At 73.0% G+C, this 15828-nt stretch carries 22 protein-coding genes; 17 read left to right on the top strand and 5 right to left on the bottom strand.

Annotated elements, in window-relative coordinates:
- Positions 1-135: 135 nt before the first annotated feature.
- The 12 genes from secY (at position 136) to truA (ending at position 8437) form a co-directional block, all read left to right on the top strand.
- Positions 136-1446: a preprotein translocase subunit SecY gene (gene secY, locus BM165_RS09710; RefSeq protein ID WP_075013319.1), complete on the top strand. Its 1311-nt coding sequence runs from the start codon at positions 136-138 to the stop codon at positions 1444-1446.
- A complete protein-coding gene (locus BM165_RS09715) occupies positions 1446-2045 on the top strand; it encodes an adenylate kinase (protein ID WP_075013320.1) in 600 nt (199 codons plus the stop codon). Before secY ends, BM165_RS09715 begins: the two co-directional genes overlap by 1 nt.
- Before the next feature lie 70 nt (positions 2046-2115).
- A complete protein-coding gene (map, locus tag BM165_RS09720) occupies positions 2116-2919 on the top strand; it encodes a type I methionyl aminopeptidase (RefSeq protein WP_075013503.1) in 804 nt (267 codons plus the stop codon).
- Between the two features lie 258 nt (positions 2920-3177).
- Positions 3178-3399, top strand: coding sequence for a translation initiation factor IF-1 (gene infA / locus BM165_RS09725; RefSeq protein WP_012950459.1), 222 nt, complete (start codon positions 3178-3180; stop codon positions 3397-3399).
- A 73-nt stretch (positions 3400-3472) separates the two neighbouring features.
- Entirely contained in the window at positions 3473-3586 is a 114-nt protein-coding gene (rpmJ, locus tag BM165_RS09730; RefSeq protein WP_012950458.1) for a 50S ribosomal protein L36, read from the top strand.
- A gap of 16 nt (positions 3587-3602) precedes the next feature.
- Positions 3603-3983 (top strand): 30S ribosomal protein S13, encoded by a 381-nt coding sequence (rpsM, locus tag BM165_RS09735; protein ID WP_075013321.1) that lies wholly within the window; start codon positions 3603-3605, stop codon positions 3981-3983.
- Between the two features lie 100 nt (positions 3984-4083).
- On the top strand, positions 4084-4491 hold the full coding sequence (gene rpsK / locus BM165_RS09740) for a 30S ribosomal protein S11 (RefSeq protein WP_012950456.1): 408 nt from the start codon (positions 4084-4086) through the stop codon (positions 4489-4491).
- A gap of 35 nt (positions 4492-4526) precedes the next feature.
- Entirely contained in the window at positions 4527-5153 is a 627-nt protein-coding gene (gene rpsD, locus BM165_RS09745; RefSeq protein ID WP_075013322.1) for a 30S ribosomal protein S4, read from the top strand.
- A gap of 121 nt (positions 5154-5274) precedes the next feature.
- Positions 5275-6351 carry a DNA-directed RNA polymerase subunit alpha gene (locus BM165_RS09750; RefSeq protein ID WP_075013323.1) on the top strand — a complete coding sequence of 359 codons (1077 nt, stop codon included), beginning with the start codon at positions 5275-5277 and terminating at the stop codon, positions 6349-6351.
- A 184-nt stretch (positions 6352-6535) separates the two neighbouring features.
- The gene (gene rplQ, locus BM165_RS26205) at positions 6536-7204 is read left to right on the top strand and encodes a 50S ribosomal protein L17 (protein ID WP_075013324.1); all 669 of its coding nucleotides are present in this window, start codon (positions 6536-6538) and stop codon (positions 7202-7204) included.
- On the top strand, positions 7201-7581 hold the full coding sequence (locus BM165_RS09760; protein WP_075013325.1) for a hypothetical protein: 381 nt from the start codon (positions 7201-7203) through the stop codon (positions 7579-7581). Before rplQ ends, BM165_RS09760 begins: the two co-directional genes overlap by 4 nt.
- Before the next feature lie 7 nt (positions 7582-7588).
- Positions 7589-8437, top strand: a complete 849-nt coding sequence (gene truA, locus BM165_RS09765) for a tRNA pseudouridine(38-40) synthase TruA (RefSeq protein WP_075013326.1) — start codon at positions 7589-7591, stop codon at positions 8435-8437.
- Positions 8438-8513: 76 nt separating this feature from the next.
- Here the strand turns inward: truA and BM165_RS09770 are convergent, their stop codons facing one another.
- A complete protein-coding gene (locus BM165_RS09770; RefSeq protein WP_075013327.1) occupies positions 8514-9176 on the bottom strand; it encodes an SDR family oxidoreductase in 663 nt (220 codons plus the stop codon).
- Positions 9177-9208: 32 nt separating this feature from the next.
- A complete protein-coding gene (gene mobA / locus BM165_RS09775) occupies positions 9209-9814 on the bottom strand; it encodes a molybdenum cofactor guanylyltransferase (RefSeq protein ID WP_280140699.1) in 606 nt (201 codons plus the stop codon).
- Between the two features lie 41 nt (positions 9815-9855).
- On the opposite strand from mobA, the gene fdhD reads away from it, so the two are divergent.
- Complete coding sequence (fdhD, locus tag BM165_RS09780; RefSeq protein WP_075013329.1) at positions 9856-10692, top strand: formate dehydrogenase accessory sulfurtransferase FdhD; 837 nt, start codon at positions 9856-9858, stop codon at positions 10690-10692.
- 45 nt (positions 10693-10737) lie between these two features.
- Here the strand turns inward: fdhD and BM165_RS09785 are convergent, their stop codons facing one another.
- From BM165_RS09785 to moeA, 3 genes are read right to left on the bottom strand one after another with little or no spacing between them, the layout of a single operon-like run.
- Complete coding sequence (locus BM165_RS09785; protein WP_075013330.1) at positions 10738-11238, bottom strand: MogA/MoaB family molybdenum cofactor biosynthesis protein; 501 nt, start codon at positions 11236-11238, stop codon at positions 10738-10740.
- Positions 11235-11705 (bottom strand): cyclic pyranopterin monophosphate synthase MoaC, encoded by a 471-nt coding sequence (moaC, locus tag BM165_RS09790; protein ID WP_075013331.1) that lies wholly within the window; start codon positions 11703-11705, stop codon positions 11235-11237. Before moaC ends, BM165_RS09785 begins: the two co-directional genes overlap by 4 nt.
- Complete coding sequence (gene moeA / locus BM165_RS09795; RefSeq protein WP_075013332.1) at positions 11702-12895, bottom strand: molybdopterin molybdotransferase MoeA; 1194 nt, start codon at positions 12893-12895, stop codon at positions 11702-11704. The genes moaC and moeA overlap by 4 nt, the downstream gene beginning before the upstream one ends.
- Before the next feature lie 123 nt (positions 12896-13018).
- On the opposite strand from moeA, the gene BM165_RS09800 reads away from it, so the two are divergent.
- The 4 genes from BM165_RS09800 to rpsI all read left to right on the top strand — a co-directional run bounded on the left by BM165_RS09800 (position 13019) and on the right by rpsI (position 15827).
- On the top strand, positions 13019-13519 hold the full coding sequence (locus BM165_RS09800) for a beta-class carbonic anhydrase (RefSeq protein ID WP_075013333.1): 501 nt from the start codon (positions 13019-13021) through the stop codon (positions 13517-13519).
- Between the two features lie 33 nt (positions 13520-13552).
- Positions 13553-14761 (top strand): DUF7373 family lipoprotein, encoded by a 1209-nt coding sequence (locus BM165_RS09805; protein ID WP_143108099.1) that lies wholly within the window; start codon positions 13553-13555, stop codon positions 14759-14761.
- 206 nt (positions 14762-14967) lie between these two features.
- Positions 14968-15411: a 50S ribosomal protein L13 gene (gene rplM, locus BM165_RS09810; RefSeq protein WP_075013335.1), complete on the top strand. Its 444-nt coding sequence runs from the start codon at positions 14968-14970 to the stop codon at positions 15409-15411.
- On the top strand, positions 15408-15827 hold the full coding sequence (rpsI, locus tag BM165_RS09815) for a 30S ribosomal protein S9 (protein WP_075013336.1): 420 nt from the start codon (positions 15408-15410) through the stop codon (positions 15825-15827). Before rplM ends, rpsI begins: the two co-directional genes overlap by 4 nt.
- Position 15828: the final 1 nt, after the last annotated feature.

Here is a 15828-nt window from a genome sequence, read left to right on the forward strand (position 1 = left end):
GCTGCTCGGTCCGCCGCCCCGACGGCGGACCGCTCGCGGCCTCCCTGCAGGGCTCCGCCGCGCGTCCGCGAGTGGTGGGGGGCAGGGAGGCCCTCCGTCGTTGCTAACCTCGTCCGACCGAGAAGGGGAGGGCACGTGCTGCAGGCGTTCGCCGCGGCGTTCCGGACGCCAGACCTCCGGCGCAAATTGCTGTTCTCCCTGGCGATCATCGCCGTGTACCGGCTGGGTGCCGCCATCCCCGGGCCGGGCGTCTCCGTCGAGGCGATCAACAACTGTCTCGAGCAGGCGCAGGCCTCCGACCAGCGCGACGTCTACTCGCTGGTGAACCTGTTCTCGGGCGGGGCGCTGCTGCGGCTGTCGATCTTCGCGCTCGGGATCATGCCGTACATCACGGCGAGCATCATCGTGCAGCTGCTGGTCGTGGTGATCCCGCGGTTCGAGCAGCTGAAGAAGGAAGGGCAGTCGGGTCAGGCCAAGCTGACCCAGTACACCCGCTACCTCACGATCGCCCTCGCGGTCCTGCAGAGCACCGGCATCATCGCGCTGGCCCGCAGCGGCCAGCTCTTCCCCGGGTGCCAGCAGGAGATCATCCCGTCGCAGAGCATCTGGACGACGGTCATCCTCGTCATCACGCTCACCGCCGGCACGGCCGTGATCATGTGGCTGGGCGAGCTGCTCACCGAGAAGGGGATCGGCAACGGCATGTCCGTGCTGATCTTCACCTCGATCGCCGCGCGCATCCCGGCCGAGGGCGGCTCGATCCTGCAGACCCGTGGCGGCATCGTCTTCGCCGTCGTCTGCCTCTTCGCACTGCTGATCATCGGCGCGGTCGTCTACGTCGAACAGGCGCAGCGCCGCATCCCGGTGCAGTACGCCAAGCGCATGGTCGGGCGCCGCATGTACGGCGGCACGTCGACCTACCTCCCCCTGAAGGTGAACCAGGCCGGCGTCATCCCGGTCATCTTCGCCTCGTCCCTGCTGTACCTGCCGCAGCTGATCACCCAGCTGCAGGGCGACGAGACCGGTGCGGTCCGGCAGTTCTTCGAGACCTACGTCATCGACCAGAGCAGCCCGGTGCACGTGGCCCTGTACTTCGGCCTGATCGTGTTCTTCACGTACTTCTACGTGTCGATCACCTTCAACCCGGAGGAGCGGGCCGACGACATGAAGCGCTACGGCGGCTTCATCCCCGGCATCCGCCCCGGCCGGCCGACGGCGGAGTACCTGCAGTACGTCCTCTCCCGGATCACCCTGCCCGGGTCGATCTACCTGGGGATCGTCGCGGTGCTGCCCAACTTCTTCCTGTCGATCACCCAGCAGGGAGCGAACCAGAACTTCCCGTTCGGCGGGACCGCGGTGCTGATCATGGTGGGAGTGGGCTTGGAGACTGTGAAGCAGATCGAGACGCAGCTCAACCAGCGCAACTACGAAGGGTTCCTGAAGTAGTGCGCATCGTGCTGCTCGGTCCTCCCGGAGCCGGCAAGGGGACCCAGGCGCAGATCATCGCCGGAGAGCTCGGCGTGCCGGCCATCTCCACCGGTGACATCTTCCGGGCCAACGTCAGCGGCCAGACCGACCTGGGCCTGAAGGCGAAGGTCTACATGGACGCCGGTGACCTCGTCCCCGACGAGATCACCGTGGCCATGGTCAAGGACCGGCTGGCCGAGCCCGACTCGAAGGCCGGCTACCTGCTCGACGGGTTCCCGCGCACGATCGCCCAGGGCGAGCAGCTGCGCGGGTCCCTCGAGCAGCTGGGCCAGCGCCTCGACCGCGTCGTCGAGCTCGTCGTCGAGGAGGAGGAGCTGGTCCGCCGGCTCTCCGGCCGCCGCATGCTCGTGGGCGGCGAGTGGGTGCAGCGCGACGACGACAAGCCCGAGACCGTCCGGCGCCGGCTGGAGGTCTACCGGGAACAGACCGCGCCGCTGTCGGGGTTCTACGAGCGAGAGGGGCTGCTGTCGCGCATCGACGCGATCGGCACCATCGAGGAGGTCACCGCCCGGGTGATGACCGCCCTCGGGCAGCCCGGACGGTCCGACGACAGCTGAGGGGACGGCGCCGCGCATGTCGGCCGGGATCCTGACCCGCCTCCCGCTGCTGGCGAAGTGGAGTGGACGCATGATCCAGATCAAGACGCCGCAGGAGATCGAGCTCATGCGCGGCGCCGGCCTCGTCGTGGCGCGGGCGATCGCCGCGGTGCGCGCCGCAGTCCGTCCCGGGGTCACCACGGGGGAGCTCGACGCGATCGCCGAGGACACCATCCGCTCGGCCGGCGCGATCCCGTCCTTCCTCGGCTACCACGGCTTCACAGGGAGCATCTGCGCCTCGATCAACGACGAGGTCGTGCACGGCATCCCCGACCCGCAGCGTGCGCTGGCCGAGGGCGACAACATCTCGATCGACTGCGGGGCCATCCTGCAGGGCTGGCACGGTGACTCCGCGGTCACGGTGACCGTGGGCCCGCCGTCGGTGGAGGACGCCGCGCTCATCGCCGTCACCGAGCGCAGCATGTGGGCCGGCCTGGCCCGGGCGGTCGCCGGTGGGCGGCTGACCGACATCAGCGCCGCCGTCGAACAGGCGATCACCGCGGAATCGCACCCGTACGGCATCGTCGACCACTACGGCGGCCACGGGATCGGCACCGAGATGCACCAGGACCCGCACGTCCTCAACTACGGCCGGCCCGGCCGCGGTCCCCGCCTGGTGCCCGGTCTGGCGCTCGCCATCGAGCCGATGGTGACCGTCGGAGACCCGGCCACGGCCGAGCTCGAGGACGGCTGGACCGTCGTCACCAAGGACGGCTCGCGGGCCGCACACTTCGAGCACACGGTCGCCATCACGCCCGAGGGCCCCTGGGTCCTCACCGCCGAGGACGGCGGCGTCGCGGGCCTGGCGCCCTTCGGGATCACCCCCCGTACCTGACGGAGCGCCCCTCACGGGGCCTTCCGTTGTGACAGAGGCCGGGTTGGAGCACCTCGCCACACCGGGGTACAGTGAACGACGGCGTTCGCGCCGTCCTGTCGTCGTGCTGTGGCCGCATGACGCAGGGCGCCCTCGCGGGAGCGCCTGCACCACCTGATCTGCAACCACCGCGTACGACCCGGCCGGGTTCCGGCACGGTCGCACGCGACTCCAGCACCACACCACCAGCACCACCGAGTCAGGGAGGCCGTGTCGGGCATGGCGAAGAAGGACGGGGCCATCGAGGTCGAGGGTCGCGTCGTCGAGCCGCTGCCCAACGCGATGTTCCGGGTCGAGTTGCAGAACGGGCACCGGGTGCTCGCCCACATCAGCGGCAAGATGCGCCAGCACTACATCCGCATCCTGCCGGAGGACCGCGTCGTCGTGGAGCTCTCGCCCTACGACCTGACACGCGGCCGCATCGTCTACCGCTACAAGTGACCGCCGCCGGCGCGGGGCGCCTCCGGGTGCCGCGCGGGCGGCCATCGATCGACAGGAATGAGGGGCGGCACCGGTGAAGGTCCAGCCGTCGGTGAAGAAGATCTGCGACAAGTGCAAGGTGATCCGCCGGCACGGCCGGGTCATGGTGATCTGCGACAACGCCCGCCACAAGCAGCGGCAGGGCTGAGGGAGTACCTACAGACATGGCACGACTGGCCGGCGTCGACCTGCCCCGCGAGAAGCGGATGGAGATCGCGCTCACCTACATCTACGGCATCGGCAAGGCCCACGCCCAGGAGACCCTGGCCGCGACGGGCGTCAGCCCCGATCTGCGTGTCCGGGACCTCGGCGACGAGGACCTGCTGAAGCTGCGCGACTACATCGACGAGCACTTCCGCGTGGAGGGTGACCTCCGCCGCGAGGTGGCTGCCGACATCCGCCGCAAGGTGGAGATCGGCTGCTACCAGGGCCTGCGCCACCGTCGTGGCCTGCCCGTGCACGGTCAGCGCACCAAGACGAACGCGCGCTCGAGCAAGGGTCCGCGCAAGACCATCGCCGGCAAGAAGAAGGCCGGCAAGAAGTAAGCCGTGAGGCGCGCTGTCGCACGACCCGTGAGGGCGGGAGCGACGGCGCGCCCCTCGTGCTCACCTGGCCACTGAACGTTCAGAAGGAAACCGGAGAGACATGCCTCCCAGGGCTCGCGCCGCGGCTGGTGCCAAGAAGGTCCGCCGCAAGGAGAAGAAGAACGTCGCCCACGGCGCCGCGCACATCAAGAGCACGTTCAACAACACGATCGTGTCGATCACCGACCCGACCGGGAACGTGATCAGCTGGGCCTCCGCCGGCCACGTCGGCTTCAAGGGCTCGCGCAAGTCGACGCCGTTCGCCGCCCAGATGGCCGCCGAGAACGCCGCGCGCAAGGCCCAGGAGCACGGCATGCGCAAGGTCGACGTCTTCGTCAAGGGCCCGGGTTCGGGTCGGGAGACCGCGATCCGCTCCCTGCAGGCCACCGGCCTCGAGGTCGGGCAGATCCAGGACGTCACCCCACAGCCGCACAACGGCTGCCGCCCGAAGAAGCGTCGCCGGGTCTGACCGGCCACTGACGAGAAGAACGAGGAGTACCTGACGTGGCCCGTTACACCGGAGCCGACTGCCGCATGTGCCGGCGCGAGAAGATGAAGCTGTTCCTCAAGGGCAGCAAGTGCGAGTCCCCGAAGTGCCCGATCGAGATCCGGCCCTATCCGCCGGGCGAGCACGGCCGGGGCCGCAGCAAGGACAGCGAGTACCTCCTGCAGCTGCGCGAGAAGCAGAAGGCCCGCCGCATCTACGGCGTCCTCGAGAAGCAGTTCCGCGGCTACTACGAGGAGGCCAACCGCAAGACCGGCAAGACCGGTGAGGTCCTGCTGCAGATCCTCGAGTCGCGACTGGACAACGTCGTGTACCGGGCCGGCTGGGCCGAGAGCCGCGACATGGCCCGCCAGCTGGTCAAGCACGGCCACATCCGGGTCAACGGCCGCAAGGTCGACATCCCGTCCTACCGGGTGAGCGCGAACGACATCCTCGAGGTCGCCGAGAAGTCGCGGCGGATGGTGCCCTTCGAGATCGCCCAGGCCCGGGCCGGCGAGCGCCCCGTGCCGCCGTGGCTTGAGGTCATCAGCGGCCAGCTGCGCGCCGTCGTCCACAGCGTCCCGGCCCGCCAGGTGATCGACACTCCGGTCCAGGAGCAGCTGATCGTCGAGCTCTACTCCAAGTAGGGGCTCGCAGCACCACAGCACCACCCGGCCCCGGCGGGCGGACCGATGTCCGCCGGGGCCCGCACCACCCCCCCTCACGGCGTCATATGGCGGGCGCCGGAGGAACCAGAGGAGAACACCCATGCTCATCGCACAGCGTCCGACGCTGACCGAGGAGACCATCTCCGAGCAGCGCTCGCGGTTCGTCATCGAGCCGCTCGAGCCCGGCTTCGGCTACACCCTCGGCAACTCGCTGCGCCGCACCCTCCTGTCGTCGATCCCCGGCGCTGCTGTCACCAGCATCCGGATCGAGGGCACCCTGCACGAGTTCACCACCGTGCCCGGGGTCAAGGAGGACGTCACCGAGATCATCCTCAACCTCAAGGGCCTCGTCGTCAGCTCCGACTCCGACGAGCCGGTGACGATGTACCTGCGCAAGCAGGGCCCTGGTGAGGTCACCGCCGCCGACATCGCGCCCCCGGCCGGTGTCGAGGTGCACAACCCCGACCTGCACATCGCCACCCTGAACGGCAAGGGCCGGCTGGAGATCGAGCTGGTCGTCGAGCGCGGCCGCGGCTACGTCCCGGCCCCGCAGAACAAGCAGCCCGGCCAGGAGATCGGCCGCATCCCGGTCGACTCGATCTACTCGCCGGTCCTCAAGGTCACCTACGCCGTCGAGGCCACCCGCGTCGAGCAGCGCACCGACTTCGACCGCCTGGTCGTCGACGTCGAGACCAAGCCGTCGATCGCCCCGCGCGACGCCATCGCCTCTGCCGGGTCCACGCTGGTCGAGCTGTTCGGCCTGCTGCGCGAGCTGAACGTCGACGCCGAGGGCATCGAGGTCGGGCCCAGCCCGGCCGAGGCCGCCGACATCGCGAACTTCTCGATGCCGATCGAGGACATGGACCTCACCGTCCGGTCCTACAACTGCCTCAAGCGCGAGGGCGTGCACACCGTCGGCGAGCTGGTCACCCGCTCCGAGGCCGACCTGCTCGACATCCGCAACTTCGGGGCAAAGTCGATCGACGAGGTCAAGATGAAGCTGGCAGCCATGGGCCTGGCGCTCAAGGACAGCCCGCCCGGGTTCATCCCGACCTCGGTCGAGAGCTACGACGAGGGCTACGAGACCGACGCCTACCACGGCACCGGCGAGTACGGCGCCGAGTTCGGGCAGGTCCAGTACGACGACGGCTCCTACCAGGAGACCGAGCAGCTCTGAGGAAGGACCCCGCTGCCCCCACTGCTCGCGAGCAGGCGGGGAGCAGCAGGGCCGGGCCGGGTGGTGGCGACGCCACCCGGCCGGCGGCTCCGGGCCGCCACCGAGCACGGACACAGCAGCACAGACACAGCACCACCCGGAAGCAGCCGGCAACGCCCGCCCGGCCGCCTGAGGAAGGACCGACATGCCCACCCCCACCAAGGGCCCCCGTCTCGGCGGGTCCCCCTCGCACGAGCGGCTGATGCTGGCCAACCTGGCCACCTCGCTGTTCGAGCACGGGCGGATCACCACCACCGAGGCCAAGGCCAAGCGGCTGCGTCCGTTCGCCGAGAAGCTGGTGACCTTCGCCAAGCGCGGCGACCTGCACGCGCGCCGCCAGGTCATGACGGTCATCCGGGACAAGGACGTCGTCCACACGCTGTTCGCCGAGATCGGTCCTCGCTTCGAGAACCGTCCGGGCGGCTACACCCGCATCACCAAGGTCGGCCCGCGCAAGGGTGACAACGCCCCGATGGCCGTCATCGAGCTGGTCGAGTCCCTGACCGTCGCCCAGGAGGCCGTCGGCGAGGCCGAGCGCGCTCGCGGCACCCGCTTCGCCGCCGGTGCCGGCGCGGCCGCCGCCTCCGGTGAGGTCACCGCCGACGCCGTCGAGGCGGCTCCCGTCGACGACACCGTCGACGCTGCCGATGCTGACACCACCGCCGACGACACCACCGACGACGCCACCACCGGCGACGACGCCGCCGAGGCCGCCACCGAGAACGTGGCCACCGAGGACGAGGCGGCCGACGAGGCCCCCGCCACCGTGGCCACCGACGCGGAGTCCCCGGCGGACACGGACGGCACGAAGTGACCGACCGGGAGCCCGGCGTCGGCGGCGACGCCGGCGCCGCCGGGGTCTCCGCCGGCGGTGGTGACCAGGGCGCGACGTTCGAGGGCGAGACCACCGGTCCCGGCGGCGACACCTCGCCGGCCGTGGTCTCCGGCGACGTCGACCCCGAGTCCCAGCAGGTCGTGACCGACGTCTTCAGCCCCGACGGCGAGCGCCAGGACGACAACGCGGTCACCCCGCAGCCGAAGGCCGTGAACGTGGCCGTCGTCGAGGACCCGGTGCTGTCCCCGGACGTCGCCGCCGCGGCCGCCGCGGAGATCGAGGCCGCCGAGCTCGGCGACGCCGCCACCGCGGGCACCCACTCCCCGGGCGGCGAGTCCGCGCCCGACCCCCGGTGAGCCCTCGCTGACCAGCGAACACCCCACGGACGAGCCCGCCACCGATACCGGTGGCGGGCTCGTCCGTCTCCGGCTCGACGTCGCCTACGACGGCACCGCCTTCTCCGGCTGGGCGCGCCAGCCCGGGCGGCGCACCGTGCAGGCCGAGCTCGAGACGGCGCTCACGACCGTGCTGCGGACCCCCGTGCGGCTGACCGTCGCGGGCCGGACGGACACCGGCGTGCACGCGACCGGCCAGGTCGCGCACACCGACGTCCCCCGTGCGGCGTGGGAGGACCAGGGCGGCCGCCTCGTCCGCCGGCTGCGGGGGGTGCTGCCGCCCGACGTGGCCGTTCCCGCCGTCGCCGAGGCCCCGCCGGGCTTCGACGCCCGGTTCGCGGCCCTGGCGCGGCACTACGTCTACCGGCTCACCGACGCCGACGGCGGCCCGCCGCCGCTGCGCCGGGCCGACACGGTCGGCTGGCCGCGCCGCCTCGACGCTCCGGCCATGGCCGAGGCCGCCACCCTGCTGCTCGGGCGGCAGGACTTCGCCGCCTTCTGCCGCCGCCGCGAGGGGGCGACCACCATCCGCACGCTCGAGGCGCTCACGGTGGCCCGTGAGGGCGACCTGCTGACCGTCGGGGCGTCCGCGGACGCCTTCTGCCACTCGATGGTCCGCAGCCTCGTCGGGTCGCTCCTGGCGGTCGGGGAGGGGCGGCGCGACCCGGGCTGGCCCGCCGCGCTGCTCACCCGCCGGAAGCGCGCCGACGAGGTCGTCGTCGCCCCGCCCGGCGGGCTGACGCTGGTGCGGGTCGACTACCCGGACGACGCCGACCTCGCGGCCCGGGTGCTGCAGACCCGCGCGCTGCGCTCCTAGCCGGAGGACCCCCTCCTGGGTCCCCTCGCGGGCTCGGGGACGCCATGGAGGGGGCCGAGGAGCCGGGAGGCGACGATCACGGCAATCCGGCGACGGCGTCGGCGACGGGGGTGTCCCCGCTGACGAGCTCGACGACCTCGTCGGTCCTGCCGGCGTCGAGCAGCTCGAGCAGCACCGCCGCCACGTCGTCCCGAGGGACGTCGCCGAACGCGACGCCGTGGTCGAGGGTGACCCGCCCGGTGCCCGCGTCGTCGGTGAGCCGGCCCGGCCGCAGGATCACCGTGTCCAGGGCCGTGCGCGGCAGGATCACGTCCTCGGCGCGGAGCTTGGCCTGCAGGTAGGCGGCGAAGACCGGGTCCATGCCCTTCGGCGTCCCCTTGCGTGCCTGCTCGACGCCCATGGAGGACACTAGCAGGTAGCGCCGGACGCCGGCCCGCTCGGCGGCGTCGGCCAGCAGCACCGCGGCCCGGTGGTCGACGGAGTGCTTGCGCTCCGCGCCGCTGCCCGGCCCGGCGCCCGCGGCGAACACCACCGCGTCGGCTTCCCGGACGGCATCGGCGACCTCGTCGACCGACGCGGACTCCAGGTCCAGGACGACCGGGGTGACCCCGTCGTCCTCCAGGTCGGCGGTGTGGCCGGGATCGCGGACGATGCCGACCACGGTGTCGCCGCGGCCGGCCAGCAGGCGACCGAGACGGCGGGCGACCTGTCCGTGGGCTCCGGCGACGGCGACGCGCATGGCGCCGTCCTACCACCTCCGCGGCGGTCCGGTCACCCCCAGCCGAGCTCCCCGGCGGCCGCGCGGGCGCGGGCGAGGTCGGCGGGGGTGTCGCAGTCGGTCCACGGGGCCGGCGTCCCGGGCGCGCGGACCGGGCGGTACCGGGTGACCGAGAGGGCGGCGACCACCCGGCGGACCGGGACCGGCCCCTGGGCGCCGGCGAGGACCCGCCGCAGCGGCGCCGTCCGCCAGACGCCGAGCAGGTACTGGTCGCGGCCGGCGTCGTCGGTGACGAGGACGCCGTCGTCGGTCAGCCGCGCGCGGAGCTCCCGGACCAGCGCTGCGGTCACGAACGGCAGGTCGCCGGCGAGGACGGCGACGACGTCGGTGTCGACGGCGGCCACCCCGCTGCGCATCGCGGCGACCGGACCGCCCCCGGGCGGCTGCTCGCGGACGAGGACCACCCCGTCGGCGACCGGCTGCGACGGGCCGACGACGACCCGCGGGCGGGCGTCGGCGACGGCGTCGAGGACGGTGGCCAGCATCGTCCGGCCGCCGACCTGCAGCTGCGGCTTGGCGCGGCCACCGAGCCGGGCGGCGCGCCCGCCGGCGAGCACGACGGCCGCGTACGGGGACAGCGGGTCGGTCGTCGCGCTCACGAGGCGACCGTAGGGGCCGGGCATGGGTACCGTCGCCGGACGTGGGACGAGTCACCAGCCGAACGCCCGTGCTCCGCATCCGGGGCCCGGTGCGCAGCACCCGGCCCGACACCGTGGCCGCCGAGGAGCCCCTGGAGATCCGGCTCGCCGGCTCGCCCCTCGCGGTCACCATGCGCACCCCCGGCGCGGACTTCGACCTGGTGCACGGCTTCCTCGCCACCGAGGGGGTCATCGCCGGCATCGAGGACGTCGCGGGCCTGCGCTATTGCAACTCCGTGGACGACGAGGGCCGCAACACCTACAACGTCGTCGACGTCGACCTCGCGACCGGCGTCGAGCCGCCCGCGACCGCGCTGGACCGCAACTTCCTGACGTCGAGCTCGTGCGGGGTGTGCGGCAAGGCCAGCATCGACGCCATCCGCACCCGCAGCCGCCACGACGTCGCCGCCGACGGCACGCGGCTGGACCTCGCCACGCTGCTCGCGCTGCCGGACCGGCTGCGGGCGGCGCAGCAGGTGTTCGAGAAGACCGGCGGGCTGCACGCCGCCGGACTGTTCACCGCCGACGGCGAGCTGGTGGCGCTGCGCGAGGACGTCGGGCGGCACAACGCCGTGGACAAGGTGGTCGGCGACGCGGTGCGGGCGGGGCGGCTGCCGCTGACCGGGCACGTGCTGATGGTCAGCGGGCGGGCGAGCTTCGAGCTGACCCAGAAGGCCGCCATGGCCGGGATCCCGGTGCTGGCGGCGGTGTCGGCGCCGTCGTCGCTGGCGGTGGAGCTCGCGGCCGACGTCGGGATCACGCTGGTCGGCTTCCTGCGCGGGGACGGCTGCAACGTCTACTCGCGTCAGGAGCGCATCGTCCTTCCCGACGAGGCATAGGAAGCTCTGCGCACGTCTGCGGACGCCGGACGTGCGGATCGCTTCCTATGCCTGGTGATCCCCGCCGCGGAGCTGGGACACGACGTGGGGGAGCAGCGGCCCGAGGACGGCCAGCCCGTCGCGCACCCCGCCCGTGGAGCCGGGCAGGTTGACGACCAGCGTCCGGCCGGCGGTCCCGGCGAGGCCGCGGGACAGCACCGCCGTGGGCACGCCGTTGTCGGCGCCGTGGCGGCGGACCGCCTCGGCGATGCCCGGCGCCTCGCGTTCGAGCATCGCGCGCGTCGCCTCCGGCGTGACGTCGGTGGGGGACAGGCCGGTGCCGCCGGTGGTCAGGACGACGTCGAAGCCGGCGTCCACCGCGTTGCGCAGCACCGCCTCCAGCTCCGCGGCGTCGTCGGGCCGCACGTGTGGGCCCTCGACGTCGAACCCCAGCCGCTCCAGGCCCTCGGCGAGGACCTTGCCGCTGCGGTCCTCGTAGATCCCGGCCGCCGCGCGGTTGGACGCCGTCAGCACCATGGCCCGGGCGTCGGCGGGCAGCTCGCTCATCGCCGCCACTCCCCGCTCTTGCCGCCGGACTTCGCCAGCAGCCGCACGTCGGTGATCGACGCGCGCGGGTCGACGGCCTTGACCATGTCGATCACCGTCAGCCCGGCGACGGCGACCGAGGTCAGCGCCTCCATCTCCACGCCGGTGCGGTCGGCGGTGCGGGCGGTGGCGGTGATCTCCACGGCGTCGTCGGTGACCTCGACGTCGACGGTCACGCCGTGCAGGGCGATCGGGTGGCACAGCGGGACGAGGTCCGGCGTCCGCTTGGCCCCGGCGATCCCGGCGATGCGCGCGACGGCCACCGCGTCGCCCTTGGGCACCCCCTCGCCGCGCAGCAGCGCGACCACCTCGGGGCTGACCAGCACCCGCCCGGCGGCGGTGGCCTCCCGGGCGGTGACCGGTTTGGCGGAGACGTCGACCATGCGGGCCGCGCCCCTCTCGTCGACGTGCGTGAGGCGGTCTGTCACTGCAGTGCTCCCTCGATCAGGACGACGTCCACCTCGGCGCCGGTCGGCAGCTCGGTGACGTCCTCGGGCACGACGACCAGGCAGTTGGCCCGGGCCAGGTGGGCGACCAGGTGCGAGCCGGGACCGCCGACCTGGGAGACACGGCCGGCGTCGTAGCGGCCGCGGAGGAACTGCCGGCGCCCGGCGGGGGAGCGCAGCGGCGCGGTGAGCACCGCCGGCGCGCGCAGCCGGTCAGGCGCGGCGTGGCCGAGCGCGCGGCGCAGCGCCGGGCGGACGAACACCTCGAACGAGACGAACGAGCTGACCGGGTTGCCCGGCAGCGTCACGACCGGGACGCCGTCGACGGTGCCCGCGCCCTGCGGGCCGCCGGGCTGCATGGCCACCTTGCCGAACTCGACGGTGCCCAGCGTCCTGAACGCGTCCTTGACCACCTCGTAGGCGCCGGCGCTCACCCCGCCGCTGGTGACCAGCAGGTCGGCGTCGGCCAGCTCGGAGCGCACGGTGGTGAGGAACTCGTCGACGTCGTCGGGGACGAAGTGCAGCCGCCGGGCGGTGCCGCCGGCGTCCTCGACCGCGGCGCACAGCAGCAGCGAGTTGGACTCGTAGACCTGCCCGGGGAGCAGCGGCTCGCCCGGCTCGACCAGCTCGCTGCCGGTGGACAGGACCAGCACCCGTGGCCGGCGGCGCACCCACAGGGTCCGCGCGCCGACGGCGGCGGCCAGGCCCAGCTGTGCCGCGCCCAGCGGTGAGCCGGCCTCCAGCGCGACGGTGCCGGCGGTGATGTCCTCCCCGGCGCGGCGCAGGTGGGTGCCGGCATCGGGGGCGTCGCGGATCTCGACGACGTCGGTGGCGGCGTCGGTCAGCTCGACCGGCACGACGACGTCGGCGCCCGGTGGCAGCAGCCCGCCGGTCATGATCCGCTGCACGGTGCCCGGGGCGAGGGGATCGACGCCGGTGCGGCCGGCCGGGATGTCGTCGGCGACGGGCAGCCTTACGGGCAGGTCCGCCAGGTCCGCCGAGCGGGCCGCGTAGCCGTCCATCGCCGAGTTGTCGAAGCCGGGCAGCGGCACCCCGGCGCGCACGTCCCGGGCGAGCACGCGGCCGTGTGCCGCCGGGACGGGGACCTCCTCCTCGCCGAGGGGCGCGAGCAGGGCGGCCACCACCGCCTGGTGTTCCTCGACCGTGCGCACCCGGCCATCCTGTCCGATGCGCCCGCGGGCGCGCCGTCGAGGCATAGGAAGCTGTGCGCACGTCCGCGCGCCCGAGACGTGCGGAGAGCTTCCTATGCCTCACCGACCGGGAGGGACGCGCACATGCCCGAGTACGAGCAGATGCTGGCCGCGAACGAGCAGTGGGCCCGCGACTTCGCAGGCGAGCTGCCGGTGGCCCCGGCGCGGAGGGTCGCGGTCGTCGCGTGCATGGACTCGCGCATGCCGCTGTTCCCGCTCCTGGGCCTGGCCGTGGGTGACGCGCACGTCATCCGCAACGCCGGCGGCGTGGTCACCGACGACACCATCCGCTCGCTGACCATCTCCCAGCACCTGCTGGGCACGCGCGAGATCGTGCTCGTGCACCACACCGACTGCGGCCTGCAGAAGACCGACGACGCCTCCTTCACCGACCTGGTCGAGCAGGCGACCGGCGCGCGCCCGCCGTGGCCGGCGCGGGCCTTCACCGACGTCGACGACGACGTCCGCGAGTCGATCCGGCTGCTGCAGGAGAGCCCGTTCCTGCTGTCGAAGGAGGTCTGCGGCACCGTCTACGACGTCTCGACTGGCCGACTCCGCCGGGTGGACGGCGCCGCGACCCCGTGACCCGCCGCCCCGGCCCGCCTACCCTGCCCGCTCGTGACGGGGACGCGGGGTCGACGGGTGGCGGTCGGGGCGGCCGCCGCGGCGGCAGCGGTGCTGCTGACGGGGTGCACGACCACGGTGAGCGGGACGGCGACACCGCTGGCCGGCGCACCGCCGACGACGAGCGAGCCGCCGGCACCCACGACACCGGCGGAGCCGCCGGTCGACGTCACGCCCGCACCGGAGCCCTCCGTCGGCACGCTGCTCGAGGCGCACCGCATCGCCTCGGTGACCTCCCTGGTCCAGGCCACCTTCCCGGCGCGGACCGACACCTGCTTCCCGTCCGGCCCGTGGAGCGACTCCGCCGCGCTGGACGCCGCCTACTTCGGCAGCGGGACGGCCGGGCCGGTCCTCGACCGCTGGGGCTTCGTCACCGCGTGGGGCCAGTGCAACAGCGACCCCGCTGACGGTGCCGGCACCCTGACCATGGTCGCCGAGCTGTCGGACCCCGAGTCCGCGCGGCGGGCCGCCGCCGAGCTCGCCGCCGACCAGGCCGGCGGCTACGAGGCGGCCGAGATCCCGGGGATCGACGGCGAGGTGCTGCTGCAGGAGGGCGGCGGCGAGGACGTCGTCCAGGCGTTCGTGCCGGTCGGCCGGATGCTGGCCTACGCGTACCACTCCACCGCGCCCGGTCAGGGGCTCGACGAGGCGGGCCGGCTGATGGCCGACCAGGTGGGGCTGCTCGAGGGGTTCACGCCGACACCGCAGGACCAGGTGCCCTCCCTGCCCACCGACCCCGACGGCCTCCAGCAGGTCACCCTCGACCCGCCGGGGGAGTTCACCGAGTTCTCCGGCCCCTACGATCTCGAGGGCTACCTGCGGCTGGCGATCGACCCCGCGCGCGAGCGCGACCTGCTCCGCGCCAACGGGTTCCGCGGCTTCTACTCCAAGCAGTCGGCCGAGGGCGACCTGAGCTACGCGGTGGCGCTCTACGCCTTCCCGTCGTCGGCGGAGACCAACGCCGTCTACACGGCCTTCGCCGAGCTGGAGGAGGCCGAGTTCGGCGGCACCCGCTTCACCCTGCCCTCGGTCCCGGACGCGCCGTGCTTCTGGTTCGAGTCGGGCGACGGCTACTACCAGCGCTGCTACGTCGGCTACGGCAGCCACCTGGCCAGCGTGGACGTGCTCGGTCTCGGGGCGTCCGCCGACGTCGCCGCCATGGACCGCCTGCTGCCCGCCCAGCGCGACCTCATCGACGGCTGACGGGCCCTCCTGCCCCCCACGCCTCGCTCCGCTGGACGCGGGCGCCTGCAGGAGGGCCGTTCCGGCACGTCGCGTCGGCCCTCCGGGCCACTGGTATCGTGGTCGGCTGGTGCGCGGCCGGTCGGCTGGTGCGCGCGTGCCGCTCCGTCTCCCGTGCTCGGTGAGGCGATCCCACCAGCCACCCGACGACGACGGAGGACAGCGCCGTGCGCACGTACTCACCCAAGCCCGGCGAGGTCGACCGGGTCTGGCACGTCATCGACGCCACCGACGTGGTGCTCGGTCGACTCGCCACCCAGATCGCGACCCTGCTGCGCGGCAAGCACAAGCCCCAGTTCGCACCGCACGTCGACGTCGGCGACTTCGTCGTCGTCGTGAACGCCGGCAAGGTCGCGCTCACCGGTTCCAAGCGGGACCAGAAGACCGCCTACCGGCACTCGGGCTACCCGGGTGGTCTGCGGGCGATCAACGTCGGCGACCAGATCCGCACGCACCCCGACCGTGTCGTCGAGCGGGCCGTCAAGGGCATGCTGCCGCACAACAGCCTCGGCCGGCAGATGATCAAGAAGCTGAAGGTGTACGCGGGCCCCGAGCACCCGCACGCCGCCCAGCAGCCCCAGACCTTCGAGATCAAGCAGGTTGCCCAGTGACCACGCCCATGACCGTGACCGACCCCGAGGGTCGTCCCGTGCAGACCGTCGGCCGGCGCAAGGAGGCCATCGTCCGCGTGCGCCTCGTGCCCGGCACCGGCCAGTTCCGCCTCAACGGCCGGACCATCGAGGAGTACTTTCCGAACAAGGTCCACCAGCAGCTCATCCGTGAGCCGTTCGTGATCCTCGAGAAGGCCGAGCAGTACGACGTCATCGGCATCCTGCACGGCGGTGGCGTCAGCGGGCAGGCCGGCGCGCTGCGCCTGGCGATCGCCCGTGCCCTCATCGAGGTCGAGGCCGACGACCGTCCCGCCCTGAAGAAGGCCGGCTTCCTCACCCGTGACGCCCGCGTCACCGAGCGCAAGAAGTACGGGCTCAAGAAGGCCCGCAAGGCGCCTCAGTACTCGAAGCGCTGAC

This window comes from Geodermatophilus obscurus (genome assembly GCF_900115395.1).
Classification (GTDB): Bacteria; Actinomycetota; Actinomycetes; order Mycobacteriales; family Geodermatophilaceae; genus Geodermatophilus; species Geodermatophilus obscurus_B.

What these genes read in the sequence shown, in the direction of transcription:
- rpsM (WP_075013321.1), top strand. Translation starts at nt 3,603, where the DNA reads ATGGCACGACTGGCCGGCGTCGACCTGCCCCGCGAGAAGCGGATGGAG.
- BM165_RS09800 (WP_075013333.1), top strand. Translation starts at nt 13,019, where the DNA reads ATGCCCGAGTACGAGCAGATGCTGGCCGCGAACGAGCAGTGGGCCCGC.
- rpsK (WP_012950456.1), top strand. Translation starts at nt 4,084, where the DNA reads ATGCCTCCCAGGGCTCGCGCCGCGGCTGGTGCCAAGAAGGTCCGCCGC.
- map (WP_075013503.1), top strand. Translation starts at nt 2,116, where the DNA reads ATGATCCAGATCAAGACGCCGCAGGAGATCGAGCTCATGCGCGGCGCC.
- BM165_RS09785 (WP_075013330.1), bottom strand. Translation starts at nt 11,238, where the DNA reads ATGAGCGAGCTGCCCGCCGACGCCCGGGCCATGGTGCTGACGGCGTCC.
- infA (WP_012950459.1), top strand. Translation starts at nt 3,178, where the DNA reads ATGGCGAAGAAGGACGGGGCCATCGAGGTCGAGGGTCGCGTCGTCGAG.
- BM165_RS09750 (WP_075013323.1), top strand. Translation starts at nt 5,275, where the DNA reads ATGCTCATCGCACAGCGTCCGACGCTGACCGAGGAGACCATCTCCGAG.
- rplQ (WP_075013324.1), top strand. Translation starts at nt 6,536, where the DNA reads ATGCCCACCCCCACCAAGGGCCCCCGTCTCGGCGGGTCCCCCTCGCAC.
- BM165_RS09770 (WP_075013327.1), bottom strand. Translation starts at nt 9,176, where the DNA reads ATGCGCGTCGCCGTCGCCGGAGCCCACGGACAGGTCGCCCGCCGTCTC.